General features: G+C 72.7%; 19 protein-coding genes and 3 pseudogenes. 18 read left to right on the top strand and 4 right to left on the bottom strand.

Annotated elements, in window-relative coordinates:
- The first annotated feature begins 363 nt into the window (after positions 1 to 363).
- Positions 364 to 2,496 carry a cellulose binding domain-containing protein gene (locus CCN42_RS34605; RefSeq protein ID WP_086741360.1) on the top strand — a complete coding sequence of 711 codons (2,133 nt, stop codon included), beginning with the start codon at positions 364 to 366 and terminating at the stop codon, positions 2,494 to 2,496.
- Between the two features lie 100 nt (positions 2,497 to 2,596).
- Here CCN42_RS34605 and CCN42_RS34610 read toward each other — a convergent pair whose 3' ends face one another.
- Positions 2,597 to 3,808: an erythromycin esterase family protein gene (locus tag CCN42_RS34610; RefSeq protein WP_086741361.1), complete on the bottom strand. Its 1,212-nt coding sequence runs from the start codon at positions 3,806 to 3,808 to the stop codon at positions 2,597 to 2,599.
- 58 nt (positions 3,809 to 3,866) lie between these two features.
- On the opposite strand from CCN42_RS34610, the gene CCN42_RS34615 reads away from it, so the two are divergent.
- From CCN42_RS34615 to CCN42_RS42910, 3 genes are all read left to right on the top strand, one after another.
- Positions 3,867 to 4,622: a TioE family transcriptional regulator gene (locus CCN42_RS34615; protein WP_086741362.1), complete on the top strand. Its 756-nt coding sequence runs from the start codon at positions 3,867 to 3,869 to the stop codon at positions 4,620 to 4,622.
- Between the two features lie 162 nt (positions 4,623 to 4,784).
- Positions 4,785 to 5,015, top strand: a complete 231-nt coding sequence (locus tag CCN42_RS34620) for a hypothetical protein (protein ID WP_086741363.1) — start codon at positions 4,785 to 4,787, stop codon at positions 5,013 to 5,015.
- 210 nt (positions 5,016 to 5,225) lie between these two features.
- Entirely contained in the window at positions 5,226 to 5,387 is a 162-nt protein-coding gene (locus CCN42_RS42910; protein ID WP_158102175.1) for a hypothetical protein, read from the top strand.
- A gap of 284 nt (positions 5,388 to 5,671) precedes the next feature.
- Here the strand turns inward: CCN42_RS42910 and CCN42_RS34625 are convergent, their stop codons facing one another.
- A complete protein-coding gene (locus CCN42_RS34625) occupies positions 5,672 to 6,079 on the bottom strand; it encodes a hypothetical protein (protein WP_211294855.1) in 408 nt (135 codons plus the stop codon).
- A 97-nt stretch (positions 6,080 to 6,176) separates the two neighbouring features.
- Here CCN42_RS34625 and CCN42_RS34630 point away from each other — a divergent pair, with 97 nt between their 5' ends.
- The 7 genes from CCN42_RS34630 (at position 6,177) to CCN42_RS34655 (ending at position 11,064) form a co-directional block, all read left to right on the top strand.
- Complete coding sequence (locus tag CCN42_RS34630; protein ID WP_086741364.1) at positions 6,177 to 7,124, top strand: DUF1648 domain-containing protein; 948 nt, start codon at positions 6,177 to 6,179, stop codon at positions 7,122 to 7,124.
- Positions 7,125 to 7,126: 2 nt separating this feature from the next.
- Complete coding sequence (locus CCN42_RS34635) at positions 7,127 to 7,516, top strand: GntR family transcriptional regulator (protein WP_086741365.1); 390 nt, start codon at positions 7,127 to 7,129, stop codon at positions 7,514 to 7,516.
- 221 nt (positions 7,517 to 7,737) lie between these two features.
- Entirely contained in the window at positions 7,738 to 7,905 is a 168-nt protein-coding gene (locus CCN42_RS42915; protein ID WP_158102176.1) for a hypothetical protein, read from the top strand.
- A 57-nt stretch (positions 7,906 to 7,962) separates the two neighbouring features.
- Complete coding sequence (locus CCN42_RS34640) at positions 7,963 to 9,342, top strand: APC family permease (RefSeq protein WP_086741366.1); 1,380 nt, start codon at positions 7,963 to 7,965, stop codon at positions 9,340 to 9,342.
- Between the two features lie 130 nt (positions 9,343 to 9,472).
- The gene (locus tag CCN42_RS34645) at positions 9,473 to 10,054 is read left to right on the top strand and encodes a universal stress protein (RefSeq protein ID WP_086741375.1); all 582 of its coding nucleotides are present in this window, start codon (positions 9,473 to 9,475) and stop codon (positions 10,052 to 10,054) included.
- 134 nt (positions 10,055 to 10,188) lie between these two features.
- Positions 10,189 to 10,593 (top strand): cupin domain-containing protein, encoded by a 405-nt coding sequence (locus CCN42_RS34650; protein WP_086741367.1) that lies wholly within the window; start codon positions 10,189 to 10,191, stop codon positions 10,591 to 10,593.
- Between the two features lie 102 nt (positions 10,594 to 10,695).
- Positions 10,696 to 11,064, top strand: coding sequence for an amphi-Trp domain-containing protein (locus CCN42_RS34655; protein ID WP_086741368.1), 369 nt, complete (start codon positions 10,696 to 10,698; stop codon positions 11,062 to 11,064).
- Between the two features lie 229 nt (positions 11,065 to 11,293).
- Here the strand turns inward: CCN42_RS34655 and CCN42_RS34660 are convergent, their stop codons facing one another.
- Positions 11,294 to 11,914, bottom strand: a complete 621-nt coding sequence (locus CCN42_RS34660) for an MBL fold metallo-hydrolase (protein WP_086741369.1) — start codon at positions 11,912 to 11,914, stop codon at positions 11,294 to 11,296.
- 233 nt (positions 11,915 to 12,147) lie between these two features.
- Between CCN42_RS34660 and CCN42_RS34665 the strand changes: the two genes are divergently transcribed.
- Entirely contained in the window at positions 12,148 to 13,302 is a 1,155-nt protein-coding gene (locus tag CCN42_RS34665; protein WP_086741370.1) for a carboxylate-amine ligase, read from the top strand.
- Here CCN42_RS34665 and CCN42_RS34670 read toward each other — a convergent pair.
- A pseudogene (locus tag CCN42_RS34670) lies at positions 13,271 to 13,492 on the bottom strand (VOC family protein); the annotation flags it as partial. The gene CCN42_RS34665 and the pseudogene CCN42_RS34670 overlap by 32 nt on opposite strands.
- Before the next feature lie 349 nt (positions 13,493 to 13,841).
- On the opposite strand from CCN42_RS34670, the gene CCN42_RS34675 reads away from it, so the two are divergent.
- The 6 genes and pseudogenes from CCN42_RS34675 to CCN42_RS34700 all read left to right on the top strand — a co-directional run.
- Positions 13,842 to 14,627, top strand: coding sequence for a GntR family transcriptional regulator (locus CCN42_RS34675; RefSeq protein ID WP_086741371.1), 786 nt, complete (start codon positions 13,842 to 13,844; stop codon positions 14,625 to 14,627).
- A gap of 41 nt (positions 14,628 to 14,668) precedes the next feature.
- Positions 14,669 to 14,896 carry a 4Fe-4S dicluster domain-containing protein gene (locus CCN42_RS34680; RefSeq protein WP_086741372.1) on the top strand — a complete coding sequence of 76 codons (228 nt, stop codon included), beginning with the start codon at positions 14,669 to 14,671 and terminating at the stop codon, positions 14,894 to 14,896.
- 15 nt (positions 14,897 to 14,911) lie between these two features.
- Positions 14,912 to 16,255: an ABC transporter substrate-binding protein gene (locus CCN42_RS34685; protein WP_086741373.1), complete on the top strand. Its 1,344-nt coding sequence runs from the start codon at positions 14,912 to 14,914 to the stop codon at positions 16,253 to 16,255.
- A pseudogene (locus CCN42_RS34690) lies at positions 16,252 to 17,076 on the top strand (ABC transporter permease); the annotation flags it as partial. The gene CCN42_RS34685 and the pseudogene CCN42_RS34690, both read left to right, overlap by 4 nt.
- Positions 16,962 to 17,380 (top strand): annotated as a pseudogene (locus CCN42_RS46305) (ABC transporter ATP-binding protein); the annotation flags it as partial. The pseudogenes CCN42_RS34690 and CCN42_RS46305, both read left to right, overlap by 115 nt.
- Positions 17,381 to 17,391: 11 nt before the next feature.
- Positions 17,392 to 19,209: fumarate reductase/succinate dehydrogenase flavoprotein subunit (locus CCN42_RS34700; RefSeq protein ID WP_086741376.1), on the top strand; the 1,818-nt coding region annotated here is incomplete at its 3' end.

Consider the following 19,209-nt stretch of genomic DNA (forward strand, 5'->3'; position numbering starts at 1 on the left):
GTGGTGGGGACGGTGGTGGCGGTGGTGGCGGTGACTGAAGCGCGTGGCGGGAGGCCGTGAAGGGGAGGTGACGGAGCGGCGTGCGCAGGCCGGCGCCGGTCGCTGAGCGAGCGGGTGCCGGCGGCGTCACGGCGATCAGCTCGTTCAGCCGGTGTCCGGATGCGTTGACAGGACGGCACCCCGTCCCCATCATGGGAGCGCTCCCACCGGCCGGGATCCGGCCGTCGGCCCGCCCGTGCACCACCGCATCGCGTCCACGCCCCCCGCACGCCGCATGCACGCACCGCCCCGAGCGCACCGCACCGCGCACGGTTCGGCACCCGCTGCCCGCCGTGGCGCCGGAACTCCCAGGGAGGACCCCGTATGCCACCCCTGCACAGACTTGGACGGCCGACCGGCACCGGCCTTCGCCCCCTCGCGCGCGCCGCCGCCGTGCTGTCCGCCGCGCTCGCCCTGTTGTCCCCGTTGAGCGCCGCCGGTCCCGCCTCCGCCGCGTCACCCGTGGCCCCTGTCGCGGACACCGTCGTCCGGGTCAACACACAGGCGGCGCTGGGCCGGCTCTCCGACGTCGCCCGCGGCGTCAACGCCGCCATCTGGGACTCGCACATGAACGATCCCGAGGTCGCCACGTTGATGAAGGCGGCCGACGTCGGGGCGATGCGCTACCCCGGCGGCTCCTACGCGGACATCTACCACTGGGAGACACACACGGCACCCGGCGGCTACGTCGCCCCGGGCACCGGCTTCGACGCCTTCATGGGCACCGTCCGCGCCACCGGCGCGCAGCCGATCCTGATCGCCAACTACGGTTCCGGCACGCCCGAGGAGGCGGCCGGCTGGGTCCGCTATGCCAACGTCACCAAGGACTACGACGCCAAGTACTGGGAGATAGGCAACGAGATCTACGGCAACGGCCACTACGGCAGCGGCTGGGAGCACGACGAGCACGAGGACAAGAGCCCACGCGAGTACGCCCGCCAGGTCCGCGCCTACGCCGCGGCCATGAAGGCCGTCGATCCGACCATCAAGATCGGCGCGGTCCTCACCACCCCGGGCCACTGGCCGGACGGCGTCGTCGCCGAGGGCGACGCCGGCGACTGGAACCACACCGTGCTCTCCCAGGTCACCGACGTCATCGACTTCGTGAGCGTGCACTGGTACGCGGGCGGGTCCGACACCTCCGCCCAGGACGCCATGACCCGGCTGACCAGGCTGCCCGGTGAACTGCGGGAGGTGCGCAACCAGATCGACCGGTACGCCGGCGCCGACTCACCGCGCATCGGCATCGCCCTCACCGAGATCAACACCAACACCGGCGGCGCCCGGCTCACCGCCCGCCCCAACGGCCTGTTCGCCGCCGACGCCTTCATGACGGCGCTGGAGAACGGGGTGTTCAACGTCGACTGGTGGAACACCCACAACGGCGCAGGCCAGATCACCACCGTCGACGGCGAGACCGACTACGGCGACATGGGGATGCTCTCCAGCGGCGGCTGCACCGGCGACGTCTGCGAACCCGCGCCGAACACGCCGTTCCACCCCTACTACGGCATGAAGATGACCAGCGAACTGGGCACCGCGGGCGACACCATGGTCGCCGCCGCGTCCTCCGCCCAGGACGTGTCGGCCCACGCCGTGCACCGTCGCGACGGGCGCCTGAGCGTCCTGCTCATCAACAAGAACCCGGACGCCGCACGCACCGTGGACCTCGAGTACGCGGGCTTCGTGCCCTCAGCCGCCGCACCCGAGGTGAGCCGCTACGCCCGCGGCGACAGCGGCATCACCGAGGTGGCCGCCGGGGAGACGGCCGCCTCCCAGGTCACCGTGCCGCCGTACGCGATGCTCACCGTCACCCTCACCCCGCGCCCCGGCACCGGGTCCGGAGCCTCGGCCGCCGGAATCCCGGGCACCCCGAAGGCTGAGGCGGTGACCGACACGACCGCGCGCCTGTCGTGGGACGGTGCGCAGGGCGCCGCCCGCTATCTGGTGCAGGAGCGCGACGGCGCCCACACCCGCCTCGTCGGCGAGGCCACCGGTACGTCCGTGACCCTGCGGAACCTGCCCCCGGGCAGCACCCACACGGTCAACGTCCTGGCGGCCGACGCCTCGGGACGGCTCTCCGCCCCGTCCGCTCCGCTGACCTTCACCACCGGCACCCCGTCGGACGCCGCCTGCGCGGTGACGTACCACCGGGACACGAGCTGGGGGAACGGCTTCGTGGCCACGATCACCGTGCGCAATCTCTCGGATACCCCGATCACGGGCTGGACCGTGGACTGGGACTGGCCGACCGACCGTCAGTCGGTGTCCTCCGGCTGGAACGCCGCCTTCCACCAGACCGGCCGGCACGTACGCGTGACCGAGCCCGACGGGGCGGGTCCGCTGGCCGCGGACGGCGCGTCGACGGCCTCGTTCGGATTCGTCGGCGCCAACGACGGACCCAACCCCGATCCGACGGCCTTCCGCCTCAACGGCAGCGTCTGCTCGACCGCCTGACGGTCCGTCGGAAAGGGTCGGCGCGCGATCGACGACGGCCCGGCCGGGACCGGCACGCAGGGAGACCTGCGTCCCGCTCCCGGCCGGGCCCCGATCGCCGTCACACGGCCTGGCTCCGCGGTACGTCCCTGACGAACACCATGCCGTCGATGTCCGCCAGCTGGGCCGGGTCGAGCGGGGCGTAGCCGAACCAAGGGGAGACGCGGGGCGCGGGCCGTGTGCCTGCGAGGGTGGCGGCCAGCCGCGGGGCGTCGATGACGCAGCGGTCCTCCGGGAGGGCGTACAGGAGGCCTTCGAGGGTGTCCGGCGGCGGCGTGTCCACCCCACGGTGCCGGATCGTGCCGAGTGCCATGGCCACGAAGGCGTACTCGTCGCCGAGCTCGGCGTTCACCAGTGCGCCGGCGCTCCACCACTCCACCGGCTTCCCGCCCATCCGCATCCTGCTCCTCGCCCGCTGCAGATGGGAGTTGTGGGCGTGGACGAATGCCGGGCCGCGAGCCGCCAGGGCGAGGAGATTGCGGGCCATCATCTCGTCGCGCACGCTCACCAGCCGGGTGATGCGGGCCGGTGAGGTGTCGGCCATCCAGTGGTGGTAGCGGAGCAGGCCGGCCGCGGTCCGGCCGTACAGGCGCGCGCGGTCCCAGTCGTCCGGTGAGGACACCGCGAGCAGGTGCGGCCTCTGCTCGTCGAGCAGTGTCACCAGATCGTCCGCGAGCAGCCGCAGTTCCCGTGCCTCGGCCGACTGCCCCACCGACTGGGCCGGGTCCCTCATCGCGGCGGGATCGGTCCACCGGGCGTCCGGGCCGAGCAGGCGGTCGAGGGTTTCCGTGGTGCAGGGGAGGAGGTCCGCGTCCACGCGGGCCGACAGAAAGCCGTGGAGCGCGGTGAGGGCCTGCCGGGGGCTCGCGGCGGCGGTGATCTCCAGCGGGCCGTCGAAACCGGCGAAGCGGACTCGCTCGGCCGCGGGCCGGCCGTCGTTGTACGCGCGCATCCAGCGCACCAGCTCGCGGTTGGCCGGGTACGCGCTCCACCCGTGGCTGATCCCGTGCTCCACCGCCTCGTCGAGGGTGCCCGTGCCCGTGGTGACGTAGTCGTCCACGACCAGGCCCATCAGGCAGTCGCTCTCGATCGCGATCGTCCGGTAGCCCTCCTGTTCGACGAGTTGCCGGAACAGCTCGTTGCGCAGTTCGAGCAGATCGTCCTCGCCGTGCGTCGGCTCGCCCAGGGCGAGCAGCCGAGGGCGCGCGGAAAGCAGCCTCATGAGGGAGGCGGCGTCGACGGCTCGGGCGGTGTCCTTGATGTCAGTCGCCATGCCCTCAACGCTATCGTTGAACCTTCGGTTGAGACTTTCGCGCGATACTGTCGAGGCCATGCGGCAGAACCTTCAAAACGGTGAGCGGCTCAGGCCGGTCGATCTGGCGCGTGCGCACGGTCTGTCCACGCAGGCGATCAGGAACTACGAGGAGGCCGGCATCCTTCCGGCCGCCGCTCGCACACCGCACGGCTACCGCACCTATACGCCACTGCACGCGGCGGCCCTGCGCGCGTTCCTCGCCCTGCTGCCCGGCCACGGCCACCGGACCGCCACGGCGATCATGCAAGCGGTGAACCAGGACGCGGTGGACGAGGCGTTCCGCCTCATCGACGAGAGTCACGCCCAGCTCCTCGACGACCGGCGGACCCTCCAGGCCGTGGAGAGCGCCCTCAGCGATCTGGAGCCCACCACGGCGACCGAGCGGGGGGCGGCATCCGATCCGGTCGCGCTCTCCGGGGCCGGGCCCGACGGCACGTTCATCGGTCCGCTGGCACGGAAGCTCGGCATCCGGCCCGCGACCCTGCGCAAGTGGGAGCGCGCCGGGCTGGTGCGCCCGCGCCGCGACCCCCGCACCGGATACCGTGTCTACGACGAGGCCGACGTACGGGATGCCCGGCTGGCCCATCAGCTCCGGCGCGGCGGCCACCTGCTGGAGCAGATCGCCCCGCTGATCGCCCAAGTTCGCGCGGCCGGCGGGCTGGAGCCGCTGGAGGCCGCACTGCGCGACTGGCACGGCCGGCTGTCCGGCCGCGCGCGGGCGATGCTGACCGGGGCCGCGGAGCTGGAGGCATACCTCCGCGAGCGCGGATGAGAGCAACCCCTCGAGGAGATCAGGCATCTCCTGAGACGCCAGTCCTTGATCACGTGCAGACGGGGGAGTGGAACGACGGCCGAGAGCGGACCGGGTGGGGCGGAGACGAAAGACGCACGCGCCGCGTCCGCCGGACCCTCACTGAGCAACAACACCTGGCCCGTGCTGCTCATCGGCCTCGGCCTGATGCTGCTGCGCTTCCTCGGCGAGCACACGTGGGCGTACTGGACCGCGGCCGTCATCGGGGCGCTCGGTGTACTGGCCGCCGCCGTCGAGATCGTCGCGACGGTGCGGGCCCTGATCGCGGGACGGCAGCCGCTGGTGGCCATCTGGGTGATCAGCCTGCTGGCCGGCGGTTCGGCACTGCTGCTCCGACGGCTCGTCGAGGGATGACCCCCAGGCAGGCTCTTTCCGATCACCGATCGTTGGACCGGCTGAGGGGTGGGGAAGAGACCTGACGCGGTGTCAGCCACGATCGAGCCGTTGCTGACGCCGGACGGCCGGCCCGGGGCAGGTGGCGGGATCACCGCCAGGTGCTGGAGGGCATCGCCTTCACGTTCCGCACCGGTGTGCCCTGAGGGACCTGACGGAGCGCTTCGGGCCGTGGCGGACGGTGCCGCACGCTTCGCTCGGTGGGCGGCCGACGGCACCTTCGACAAGCTGCCGGCCGTGGCTCAGGAGCGGGCGGAGGTGGGCCGGCTGGTCGCCCTGGATGACACGATCGTGCGGGCTCATCAGCGCACCGCTGCCAAAGGGGAACGGTGACTGCCGCGCGGCCGCGGACCTCTGCCGGCCCGACAGCGGTCAGCCCTCATCGTCGACGCCTGGCGCTGAAGGGCCGTAAATGGCAGCGGCCCCGGCCTCGTCGGCCTCCCAGGGCCTCATGGGTGCTCAGGGGTCATCGGTGCTGCGGCTGCGCCACCGGCCCGGCCGACCGGCGGCAGCAACGGCTCATCGGCTGCCCACGCCGCGTCAGTGGTCTCCCCCTCCCCGACGACCAGTCCGACGATCGGATGACCAGGAAGAGGTTGCCTGGCCCGCCGAACGCTCTACGCGGGCCCGGTCCCGGTGGGGTCGCGCCTGTCCTCGACGTGGACGACTCGCAACTCGGTGCCGTCCCGGTGCCGCTTGGAGCGTCCGTACACCCCTACGGCGATGTCCGACCGGTCTCGGGGCTCGTCGGGGGCGACGTACGTGAGCACGTCCCGATGGTGCCCGGTGACCACCCAGCCGTCGGCGTCCTTCACGTCGATCACTCCGAAGTCCCCGGCTGACGAGCCCGCGTGGACAGGTCCGAACTCCCTGAGGATCTCGGTCGCCCGCTCCGCGAGGTCTCCCTCGGGGGCGGTCACCACGACGCAGGTGCCGTGTGCGAACAGCACCCAGGACTTGCGTGGGTCGGCGAGGAGTTGGTGCCAGACATCGACGAGCATCTCGGTGGTCACGGCGATCATCATGCCGCAGCGCGCCGCCGCGGGGTGACGGTTCCTCACATCCATCGGTCCGACCTCTGTTAACTTGTTCTATAGCAATGCGAACAATGAGGGAGGGTGGATGACCGCCGTACGCAGAGGTGCCCTGACGGCTGTGCCGTTCGGTATTGCCTGTGCCGCCTACGTCGTCGTCTTCGTGACGCGTTACGACCGCCTGCCCGCGCGGGTCGCGACGCACTTCTCGGCGGACGGCGGAGCGGACGACTTCATGAGCAGGGCCGTCGCGCTGTGGTTCGGTGGCGGCCTGCTCGCCGGTCTGGGGCTGTTGTTCACGGTCCTGACCGTGGTGTCACGGAACGGCGCGGGGGCGCGGCTGACCGCCGCGGTGGGCGCCGGTACGGCCGTCACCCTCGGGTATCCGCTGATCGTCACCGTCCTCGTCAACACGGACGTCCAGAACCCGGCCGAGGTGCGGTTGCCGATGTGGCACCTGGCCGTGCTGTTGCTCGCGGGGGCGGCCGTCGGCACGGTGGTCTGGTGGCTGGTCGGGGCCGGGCCGCGCCCGGTCCCCGCGTCGTCGGCCCCCTCCCTGCCGCTGGCCGACGGGGAGGCTGCGGCCTGGAGCCGTACGGTCACGTCCCGGGTGCTGCTGTCCGTCGCCGGCGCGCTCGCGCTCGGCGGCGTGTCCGGCCTGGTGACCGGCACCGTGTGGGCAGGCGTGCTGCCCCTCGTCCTCGCTCTGAGCTGCGTGGTGTTCGCGAGCGTCCGGGTCACCGTCGACCGCCGCGGGCTCACGGTCGCCTCCGCCGTGCTGCCCGGCCCGCGGATGACCGTGCCGCTCGCCCGCATCGTCGGCGCCGACAGCGTGCGGGTCGACGCCGTCGGGGACTTCGGTGGCTGGGGCTACCGGATACGACCGAACCGGCGCGGCCTGGTGCTGCGTTCCGGAGAGGCGCTCGCGGTCCGCACGGCGGTCGGACGCGACTACGTGGTCACCGTCGACGACTCGACCACCGGGGCCGCGCTGCTCAACGGCTTGGTGGACCGTGACGCGAGGGGGCGCGGCTAACGATGCTGTTCCGGGTGGTTCCCGGTTCACCCGTGCCGCTGGGTGAGCAGATCGCCGCCTGTGTGCGGGGCGCGATCGCCAACGGCACGGCGGCCCCCGGTGAGCGGCTGCCGCCCGCCCGCGGGGTCGCCGAGTCGCTCGGCGTCAACGTGCACACGGTCCTGCGTGGTTACCAGCGCCTGCGGGACGAGGGCCTGATCGAGCTGCGCCGGGGCCGGGGCGCGGTGATCACCGCGGCACCCGGCGCCGTGGACCAGGCGCGCCTGAGGGAGTCCGTGCACCGCCTCGTCGCCCAGGCGCGCGAACTCGGCCTCACCGATCAGGAGCTGCTGGCCCTGGTCCGCAGCAGCCTGGCCGGCGCGCCCGCCCCCTCGGACGGAACGCTCCCGTGAACCCGTCGTCGCCGCGACCGCATCCGGCACCCCTGGGCGGTGCGCGACGTGGGGAAGCCCCGGTCCTGGGCGGCGAGACCCGCGCGGTCCTGAGCGGCGTACGGTGTGCGGCCCGGCCGGCGCTCGACGAGCCGTCGGCCGGGCCGCGTGTCAGGCTGTGCCTGAAGGGCGGCCCGGCGTGTCCGCGTGCGGGCCGTGACCCGAGTGATCGGAGGCACGCCGTGGACCAGATCGGTGACAAGCCGGAGGAAGTGCGCGAGAACCTGGAGAAGCAGCAGGCGCGGCCCGGGAAGAAGCCGCCGCCGCGGGGTGCGGAGCGGCGGGGCGAGGAAACGGCGGACGGCGAGGCGGCGCAGGAGGAGACGGACGCCCCCTCGGAGGACCGTTAGCCAGTTCCGCTCCGGGAGTCATGCGTGACTCCTGCGTCACGGGGGAGACGAGTCGACATGTCGACCGTGAGAGAGCAGCAGCCGGCGGCCGCCCCTGGCCACCCGGCGCTCAAGAAGGCCCTGACCACCCCCCTGCTGTACTTCTTCATCCTCGGGGACGTCCTGGGCGCCGGGGTGTACGTGCTGGTCGGCCAGGTCGCCGCCGACGCGGGCGGAGCCGTGTGGGCACCGCTGACCGTCGCCCTGCTGCTGGCCATGCTGACCGCGGCCTCCTACGCCGAGCTGGCCACGAAATACCAGCGGGCCGGTGGAGCCGCCCACTACGCCACGCGGGCGTTCGGCCCGTTCGCCGGTTTCCTGGCGGGGTTCTGCATGCTCGCCGCCGGCATCGTCTCGGTCGCCGCCCTGGCCCGCGGCTTCGGCGGCGACTACCTGTCGGCCTTCGTCACCCTGCCCGTCGGTCTGGTCGCCGTCGTGTTCCTCGCCCTGCTGGCACTCCTCAACGCACGGGGCATCCGGGAGTCGATGCGCGCGAACGTCGTCGCCACGGTCGTCGAGGTCGGCGGACTGCTGATCGTCGTCGCCCTCGGCGCGTGGCTGCTGATGCGCGGCGACGGCGACCCCGGACGGCTCACGCAGCTCGGCACCGCCGACAAGGGGGCGGCCGCCGCCGTCCTCAGCGGCTCCGTCCTCGCGTACTACTCCTTCGTCGGATTCGAGACGTCCGTGAACGTCGCCGAGGAGACCCGGGACCCGCGCCGCTCCTACCCGCGCGCGCTCTTCGGCGCCCTGGCCACCGCCGGGGCCGTCTACGTGCTGGTGGGGATCGCCGCCTCGGCGGCCGTGCCGACGGACCGGCTCGCCGCCTCCAGCGGCCCGCTCCTGGAAGTCGTCAAGGAGGCGGGCGGAGTGCCGCTGCTCCTCTTCAGCGCCATCGCGCTCGTCGCCGTCGCCAACGGCGCCCTGCTCACCGGGATCATGGCCTCCCGGCTCGCCTACGGCATGGCCCGCGACGGTCTGCTCCCCGCGCCCCTCGCCAGGGTGCTGCCCGGACGCCGTACGCCCTGGGCCGCCATCGCCGCCACCACGGTGCCGGCCATGATCCTCGCGCTGACCGGCAGCGTCGCCGTCCTTGCGTCCACGCTGGTCCTGCTGCTGATCGTGGTGTTCTTCATGGTCAACATCGCCGTGCTGGTCCTGCGCCGCGACCCCGGCACGGAACCGCACTTCCGGGCCCCGACCGTGCTGCCGGTGCTCGGCGCGGCCTCATGCGTGCTGCTCGCCACCCAGATCGAGGGCCGGGTGTGGCTGCGCGGCCTGGCCGTCCTCGCGGCCGGCGCGCTGCTCGGCGCGGTGGCGGCGGTACGGCGGGACAGGCGCCGTGACGAACCGGCCCGGGACGAATCCGGCAACGGGGTCCCTCCCGCGGAACACTGAGGCATCCGGCAGGTGCCACAACCCGACGCCGGGGTATCCGCAAGCTCCGGAGCACAGGTGAGATGGAGGCGGTGTTGAGAGGGATCGCCGACCGGGGTCTGCCGGTTGCGTACACGGAGCGGTGAGCGCCCTGTCCGAGCCCCGTCCGGCCACGGGGCCCCGTGTGGTGGTGGGAGTGAGCGGCTCGCTGGGCAGTCTCACGGCCCTGGCCCGAGCGGCCGCGGAGGCCCGGCGGCGCGGGGCCGAGCTGTGGCCGGTGCTGGCCTGGGAACCACCTGGCGGAGAACTGTCCGCCCGCAGGACGACGGCCGCGGCCGTCCTGGCGGAGGACTGGGAGCGGCTGGCCGGGGAGCGGCTGCGCACAGCGCTGTCCGATGTCCTCGGCAGCCCGGACCTCCAGCTGCCCGGGCAGGCGCTGCTCGCCCGGGAGGCGCCGGGCCCCGCGCTGGTGCGGATCGCGGACCGGGAGGACGACCTCCTCGTGGTCGGCGCCGGAGGGCGGGGCCGGCTGCGGCGCGCGCTGTGGCCATCCGTCAGCCGCTACTGCATCGCCCGGGCCCGCTGCCCCGTCCTCGCCGTACCGCCCTCTCCGCTCCAGCCGACGCTGGCGGCGGTGCGCCGCCGCAACGCCTGGGGGCTGCGGCTGGACACCGGGTGTTTCGAGCGGGAGATCTACACCGTGCAGCGCCACCGTCCGAGCCCGCGGTCATGACGAGGAGCACCGGCCGGCGGAAAACACCGCCGCCGTGGCCGCCGTACGATTCCTCTCCTGGTGAGGTGTCACGGGCAGGCCGGTGCGGGACGCGTGGGCGGTGCGTGATGACGGATGTCGAACGGTGGTAGGGCATGGGTGACGCAGGCGCTGGGGCGGACGACCGCGAACGGGGCGGCGCCGCGGAACCGCGCGTGCTGTGCGATGTGGACTCGCTGTCGGCGGACCCCGCCGCCGCGGGCGGGGCGCTGTGGCGGTTGGCCGAGCCGGGGCGGCAGCTCGACGCCAACCTGATCCGTATCCCGCCCGGCGGCCGTATCACGCCCCATGTGGAGCCGGAACTCGACGTCCTCGTCCTCGTGGTCGCGGGCAGCGGCACGCTCGGCACCGAGCCGCCGCAACCGCTCACCGCGGGCAGCCTGGTGTGGCTCCCGAGGGGCGCCGTCCGGAGTCTGACCGCCGACGGGGAGGGCCTGTCGTACGTGACCGTCCACCGCCGCCGAGCCGCCCTGCAGATCAAGACCCGGCCGCCTGTCTGAGCTCAGGACCCGGCCGCCTGCCTGAGCGAGATGCCGCGCCCCCGAGGGAGCGTGAGAATGGTGGGGGCCTGTTCTGCTCCGCTCTGCCGCACGGAGGCATCCGTGAAGGACGTGAAATTCGAGCACAAGCGCTCGCTGTCCCGCACCGAAGCCGCCGACCAGCTCGCGGCCCTCGCCCAGGCGCTCAGGGAGGGCGGCGAAGCCGAGCTGGAGCTGGGCTCCGGCGTGCTGAGCCTGCGGATCCCCGACGAACTGAGCAGCGAGGTGGAACTCGAGGTCGGGGACGGTGAGGTCCAGCTGGAGGTCGAGCTGACGTGGCCGGCCGGCCGGGCATCGGCCGCCGCCGCGCCCGCGGCCGCCGCCACGAAGGAGCCGGAATCCGCGCCTGCCGAACCGGCAGCCAAGTCCGCGCGGAGCCGGAAGACCGCGGCGGCCACCAGAACCAGGCGCTCCACCGCGAAACGCGCGTAGGGCGAGGGGGGACCGGTGTGACGCCGGCGGTCGCGTCAGTCGACGGCGGCGTCATAGGGGGCCCGGCTCGCCGCGCCGGGGCATCACCGGCAGCCGCCGGGACCGCCGTGCCGTCGGCGAGACGGAAAGGGCGGGGCCTCGCGGCCGACGGACGTCTCGTCACCCCGCCTCGGGCGACCGGGATCCACTCCGTGCCCCGGCCAGGCCGCGCCGACGCGCCGACGGCGGCTCACACTTCGACGCTCTCGCCGGGGCATAGCCGCCGGATCTCGGTGCCCGCCCGCTCGGCCTCCATGGCGAGGACGTCGTCCAGGACCCTCAGGCCCCACTCGTTGAGCAGACCGTCGTGGATCGCATAAGCGCGGTGCGGGGCCATCCGGCGCAAGTAGTCGATCATGTCGGGCACGGTCAGCCACGGCGCCTGGCCGGGCAGCAGGAGCGTCGGCGCTCGCACTGTCGTCAAAGCGTCTCCCGGGTGGAGAACCGCTTCGTCGATCAGGAACCCGACATTGTCGACCGGAGGCACATCCGGGTGGCTGAGGTGGTGCTTGTCGCCCACGACCGACACCTGGAATCCCGCGACGCGGAAGCGGTCGCCGTCGTGGACCACATGCACCCGTTCGCCGAGCCCGCTCAGATGCCGGGCGACCCCGGCGCAACTGTAGACTTCCGCGCGAACCGCCTTCAGGCGATCGGGGTCGAAGTGATCGAAGTGTTCATGCGTGATGAGGACGGCCTCGACCTCCGCTGACGCGTCGGGTTCCGGAGTCATCACGCCCGGGTCGACGACGATCGCCCGGCCGTGCTTCTCCAGCCGCACACACGCGTGACCGTACTTGGTGATCCTCATGGCGTCACCCTGTCAACGGCACGGCGCGGTGGACACCGTCGTTCGCGATCAGCCGAAACGACCGGAACGACGCCGACCGGCACCGCACCCGCGCAGCCGAACAGCCCGAAGAGCAGGGGGACTTGCCTCCGGAGTCACCGTCTCCTCTCCCGGCGCGCCTGTCCCTCCCGTCACGAGAGATCCCTGCGAGATACGTACTTCCGGCACTTCACCATGGGTGTCAGGCTGATCCCATGAGGAGCGGAGAAGGCGGAACAGGGCCTGTCACCATCGGAGTCGAGGAAGAGTATCTGCTGGTGGATCCGGTCTCCCGGCAGGTGAGCACGGAAGCCGACAAGGTCGTCGCCTCCGCGGCAGCCGAACTCGGCGACCGGGTCACCACCGAGATCACCCGCTACCAGATCGAGGTGCGCACCGACCCTCACACCAGCCTCACCGACCTGGCCGACCAGCTCCGGGAAACACGCGACGCCGTCGCGCGCGCCGCAGCCGGTTTCGGCCTGCGCATCATCTCCAGCGGAACCCCCGTGCTCGGCCAGCACATGCCCACGCCCATCTCCCCGGGCCCGCGCTACGCACAGAGCCTCGCCACGTTCCGCGCCCTGGACGACGAGCAGAGCGCTTGCGCCTGCCACGTCCACATCGGCGTCCCGGACGAGACCACGGCCCTGCTCCTGAGCAACCATCTCCGCCCCTGGCTCCCCGCGCTCGTCGCCCTGACCGCCAACTCGCCCTACTGGAACGCCCAGGACACCGGATACGCGAGCTGGCGCACCATGACATGGTGCCGGTGGCCCGTGGCCGGACCGCCTCCCTACTTCGAGTCCCGCGCGCATTTCCAGGACTTGATCGACAGCCTCACCCACGCCGGGGCCCTCATCGACCGAGGCGGTCTCTACTGGGACATCCGCCCCTCCCACCACGTGCCCACCCTGGAGATCCGGATCGCCGACGCCGCGCCCACCGTCGCCGACACCGTGCTGCTCGCGGGCTGCGTCAAGGGACTGGCCACCACCGCGCTCGCCGCAATCCGCCAGGCGCGGCCCGCTCCCCGCCCCCGACCGGAGATGCTGAGGGCCGCCTGCTGGCGCGCCGCCCGCGACGGCCTGGGCGGCGACACGGTCGACCTGCGCACCGGGCGGCTCGAACCCGCGCGCACGCACGTCGAACGCCTCTGGAAGTCGTTGTCCCCCGCTCTCAGCGCGGAGGAGGGCACGTTGCTGGACGCCGCCATGGCACGCCTGAGCGCGCAGGGGAACGGCGCCCAGCGGCAACGAGCCGCCTATCGCCGACGGCAACACCTGCCCGACGTCGTCGACCACCTCATCCAGAGCGCCACCGACACGGACGGCGTTCTCAGCCGGCCTGCTCCTGAGTGCCCCGGGTGACCCACTCGACGAACCGGACGATCACCCCGCTGGGGTCGGTGACCTGGAACAGACGCTCACCTCAGGGCTCCTCACGCAAGGGCATCGTGATCTCGACTCCGGCGTCGCGCAGCCGCCGCTCCTCATCGTCGAGGCCGTCGGCGAGGGTGAAGACCAGGATCAGGCCATCGGCGTGACACTCGCGCCGGCCGGCCGCTGCCGCGGCTGCCGCGTCCTCCCGCCAGCCGACCGGCAGGGCCAGGTCGTAGAGCGGTGGGGCTGGCGCCACCCTGCTCCGCGAACGCTCTCAGACCCGCGGTCAGCAGTCCGGCCGTGCTCGGACAGGGCGGAGTCGTACACGACTCCAGGCCCGCCCTCCCGAGGCGAGGGAGCGGTAGCCGGTGAGGGGCGCGTACCACGTGCCGTCGGAGTACGTCCTGCTGGCAGATCTTCCCGCTCTGATCGAGGAAATCGCAGGTCACAGCGGTTGCTGTAGGGGCGTCAAGTGGCGCAACACTGTGGCAACACCACTCGCGCGGACCCGCCGCTAGGGTCCAGCCATGCCCACCGACCGCATCCGTGACCACGTCGGCCAGGGCGCGCCCACCGTCGCCGCTCACCGTACGCGGCGCCGACTGCGCGCGGACCAGGCCCGCCAGCTCGCCGACGTCCTGCGCCGCCAGCTCCTCACCGGCGGCTTCCCGGCCGGCGCCCTCCCGCACGAGTCGGCGCTCGCCACCGACTACCGGGCGTCCCGCAACACCGTCCGCCAGGCCCTCGACCTGCTGCGCGCGGAAGGCCTGGTGGAGCGTCTGCCCGGGGTGGGGACCGTGGTCGTCGGAGAGAAGTACCCGCACGGTCTGGACCGCCTGATGGGCCTCGCCGAGACCCTGCACGAACACGGACGCGTCACCAACGAGGTCCGCACGATGGGCCCCGCACCCGCTCCCGCCCCGGTCGCCGAACGGCTGCACGTCCCGCCCGGCAGCGACGTCCTGTACATCGAGCGGCTGCGCCGCCTGAACGGCCTGCCCCTGTCCCTGGACCTCACCTACCTCCCGCTGGACGTCGGCTCCGCCCTGCTCGGCTGCGACCTGGAGAACACCGACGTCTTCCGCCTCCTGGAGGACCTCACCGGACAGCCCCTGGGGCATGCCGAGATCACCCTGGAAGCGGTCAACGCGGACGCCCACTCCGCCGCCGTGCTCCAGGCCCCGCGCGGTGCGGCCGTACTGATGCTGGAACGCCTCACGCACCTGGCCGACGGCCGCCCAGTCGACCTGGAGTTCATCCGCTTCCGCGGCGACCGCATCACCATGAGCGGGCTGCTGCGCCGCTCCCTGTGACCCCGATCTCCCCCAGCACACCCCCTCTCCCGGAGACAGCCATGCCCTTGGTGCCCCAGCGGTCCGACGTGCCCGTGACCATCGACGAGTCGAAGTGCATCGACGGCTGCACGCTCTGCGTGGACATGTGCCCGCTGGACTCCCTCGCCATCGACGAGCGCAGCGGCAAGGCCTACATGCACGTCGACGAGTGCTGGTACTGCGGCCCGTGCGCGGCCCGCTGTCCCACCGGAGCCGTCACGGTCAACATGCCCTATCTGCTCCGGTGAAAGGCCCGAACCATCATGAAACGCACGGCAGTCGCAGTCGCCGCCCTGGCCCTCCTCGTCCCCCTCAGCGCCTGCGGTGGCGACGCCGGGGCCGGTGACGGCTCCACGGTCACCGTCACCGTCGGCTACCAGTCCAAGACCATCAACACCGTCACCGCCGGCACCCTGCTGCGCTCCCTCGGCTACTTCGAGAAGCAGTTGAACGGGCTCGGCGACGGCGTCACCTACAAGGTCGTCTGGCAGGACTACGCCACAGGCGCGCCGATCACCGCCCAGATGACCGCCGGAAAGATCGACATCGGCTCGATGGGCGACTTTCCGCTGCTCCTCAACGCGGCACGCGGCCGGCAGCTGGACCGTCCCACCCGCCTGGTCTCCGTCACCGGCTACAACCTGCGCGGCGGGCTCAACACCGTGGTCACCGCTCCCGACTCGCCCCTGCGGTCCTTGACGGACCTCAAGGGCAGGAAGGTCTCGACGAGCGTCGGCTCGGCCGCCGACGGCACCCTCGTGCGCGCGCTGCAACGCGCCGGACTCGATCCCGACGAGGACATCGAGAAGCTCAACCAGCAGCCCGCGGTGGGCGCCTCCGCCCTCGCAGCCGGCAGCGCGGACGCGCTGTCGCAGTTCGTCGCCTGGCCCGGCCTGCTCGTCCACCAGGGCAAGGCGAAGGCGCTGTACGACGGCGCCCGGCTGAACCTGCCCACCTTCCACGGCGTCACCGTCCGCGAGGACTTCGCCGAACGGCGCCCCGCCGTGCTGGAGGCGTTCCTGAAGGCCCAGACACAGGCCACCGACTATCTCGACGACCATCCGGTGGCCGCCGCCGAGAAGGTCGCCAAGGCCACGGGGCTGCCCGCCGAGGTGGTCTACCTGTACAACGGCGCCCACGGCATCGCCACCTTCGATCCGGCCGTGCGGCCGGAACTGGTCGCCGCGCTGAAGAAGGACGTGGCGGTCCTGAAGTCCGCGAAGCTGACCGGTGACGTGGACGTGGACGCCTTCGTCGACGACCGGCACGTGCGCAAGGCCCTCGGCACCGATTACGCTCGTCGCCTCGCCGCCGCGCCCCCGCCCGCGCGGAGCGAGGTGTGGCCCGAAGGAGAGCAGGCCACGCGGACGTTCGCGACGCCCGCCGACCTGCTGACCCACGTCGCCCGGCACCAGGACACCGTCCGCGCCGCCTACGTCCCCGACGCCACCACCGGAACCTTCTGGTTCGCCGACCGGGCGGTGTGGGTGGCCGACGGGACGAAGCTGCTGCCGTTCGTCGCCCCGGACACCGCGCGCGCCTACACCGACGCCCACTCCGGGGCACGCCTGGTCACCTACGCCGAGGCCCTGGAGCGTGCCGCGTGACCCGGTACGCGCTGCGCGCCGCCTCGGTGACGGCCGCGCTGGGCCTGTGGCAGCTGCTGACCGGCCTGGACATCGACGTGTGGCTACGGTTCTCGCAGTTCCCCACGGTCACCGACGTGGCCCGGACCCTCGCCGGCCGGCTGTCAGGACCCGACTACTGGACGGACCTCACCGACAGCCTGACCCGCATCCTCAGCGGCTTCCTGCTGGCCGCAGTGCTGGGCGTCGCCGGGGGCGTGCTCGTGGCCCGCTCCCGGCTCGCCGAGGACCTGCTCGGCCCGCTCCTGGAGATCGTCCGCCCGATCCCGGCGATCGCGCTGGTCCCCGTGGCGATCCTGCTGTTCCCCTCCAACGAACAGGGCATCGTCTTCATCACCTTCACCGCCGCGTTCTTCCCGGTGCTCGTCTCCACGCGGCACGCCGTGCGCGCCCTGACCCCGGTGTGGGAGGAGGCGGTGCGCACCATGGGCGGCGGCCGTTGGCGGATCCTGGGTTCCGTCGTGCTGCCGGGCGCACTGCCGGGCGTGTTCGGCGGCCTGTCGGTCGGCATCGGCGTCTCGTGGATCTGTGTGATCTCCGCCGAGATGATCTCCGGTCAGTACGGGGTCGGCTACCGCACCTGGCAGGACTACACGGTCGTCGACTACCCGGGCGTCTTCGTCGGCATGGTCACCATCGGCGTCCTCGGCTGGCTCACCTCCACCGCCGTGGAACTCCTAGGCCGCCGGCTGACCCGCTGGCTGCCGCGCACCTCCTACGTCCCCGCCGCGCGCACTCCGCGGCCGGCGCGCGCCGCGAACGCCCCCGGGCCGCCCGCCCCACCGCCCGGCTCCCGGACCGGCACCGGCACGGGCTCCGGCTCGGGCTCGCGTTCCGGCTCAGGCTCCGGCTCCGGCTCCGGGGCAGGACCTGCTGGTGGACGTGTTGCGCGGCACGGGCGCCACCGTCGTCTTCGTCACCCACGACGTGGACGAGGCCCTGTTCCTCGGCGACCGCGTGGCCCTGCTCGGCGGCGGACGGCTGACCGCCGTACATGACGTGCCGCGCCCCCGCGACCGTACGGCCCACGACGACCCGGCACGCGTGGCGCTGCGGCGCGAAGTCCTCTCGTCCCTCGGTACCTGAAAGGCCCTGTGGTGGACCCTCTGCTGGCGATCCCCGCCCTCACCGACGCCGAAGAACTCACCTGCGACGTCCTCGTCATCGGAGGCGGCACGGCCGGCACGATGGCGGCACTGACCGCCGCCGAGCACGGCGCGAACGTGCTGCTCCTGGAGAAGGCACACGTCCGGCACTCCGGCGCGCTCGCCATGGGCATGGACGGCGTCAACAACGCGGTCATCCCCGGCCGCGCCGACCCCGACGACTACGTCGCCGAGATCACCCGCGCCAACGACGGCATCGTCGACCAGTCCACCGTCCGGCAGACCGCGACCCGCGGCTTCGCCATGGTGCGGCGGCTGGAGTCGTACGGCGTGAAGTTCGAGAAGGACGAGCACGGCGAGTACGCGGTCCGCCAGGTGCACCGCTCCGGCTCCTACGTCCTGCCCATGCCGGAGGGCAAGGACGTCAAGAAGGTGCTCTACCGGCAACTGCGGCGGCGGGAGATGCGGGAGCGGATCCGCATCGAGAACCGGGTGATGCCGGTGCGGGTGCTCACCGCACAGGGGCGGGCCGTGGGCGCGGCCGGCTTCCACACCCGTACGGGCGCGTTCGTCACCGTCCGCGCCGGTGCCGTGATCCTGGCCACCGGCGCCTGCGGCCGCCTCGGACTGCCCGCCTCCGGCTATCTGTACGGCACGTACGAGAACCCGACCAACGCCGGCGACGGCTACGCGATGGCCTACCACGCGGGCGCCGAGCTGACCGGCATCGAGTGCTTCCAGATCAACCCGCTGATCAAGGACTACAACGGCCCGGCCTGCGCCTACGTCGCCAACCCCTTCGGCGGCTACCAGGTCAACCGGCACGGCGAACGCTTCGTCGACTCCGACTACTGGTCGGGCCAGATGATGGCCGAGTTCGCGGCGGAGGTGGCCGGCGACCGGGGACCGGTGTACCTGAAGCTGAGCCACCTCCCGGAGGAGTCGGTCGCGGCCCTGGAATCCATCCTGCACACCACCGAGCGGCCCACCCGCGGCACCTTTCACGCGGGCCGCGGCCACGACTACCGCACCCACGACGTGGAGATGCACATCTCCGAGATCGGCCTCTGCGGCGGCCACTCCGCCTCCGGCGTACGGGTGGACGACCACGCCCGCACGACCGTCCCCCGGCTGTACGCCGCCGGCGACCTCGCCTGCGTCCCGCACAACTACATGATCGGCGCGTTCGTCTTCGGCGACCTCGCGGGCGCGGACGCCGCCCGCCACCGGGCGTACGACGGCGAACTGCCCGCCGACCAGCTCCGCGAGGCGCACGAGCTGATCTACCGGCCGCTGCGCCACCCCGACGGCCTCCCGCAGCCCCAGGTCGAGTACAAGCTGCGCCGCTTCGTCAACGACTACGTGGCCCCGCCGAAGTCCGGTGCCCGGCTGTCGCTGGCGCTGGAGGCGTTCGAGCGGATGCGCGCCGACATCGCCGCGCTGGGCGCGCGCACCCCGCACGAGCTGATGCGCTGCGCGGAGGTCACCTTCATCCGCGACTGCGCGGAGATGGCGGCCAGGGCCTCCCTCGCCCGCACCGAGTCCCGCTGGGGCCTCTACCACGACCGGCTCGACCACCCGCGGCGCGACGACACGTCCTGGTTCCACCACCTCGACCTGCGCAAGTCCGCTTCTGGCGCCATGGAGTTCACCACCCGCCCCGTCGCCCCGTACCTCGTTCCGGTCGACGGCTACGCCCCGGTCGGCGGTCCTTCCCGGCACCTGGGCGAGGTCCACCCGGAGCAGGTGGCGACAGCGGGGGCCCGGGAGGTCGCGCCGGTGACGCCGAGCCGGAGCCCCGGCCCCGCC

Origin of the sequence: Streptomyces glaucescens (assembly GCF_002154375.1) — a bacterium.
GTDB lineage: Bacteria > Actinomycetota > Actinomycetes > Streptomycetales > Streptomycetaceae > Streptomyces > Streptomyces glaucescens.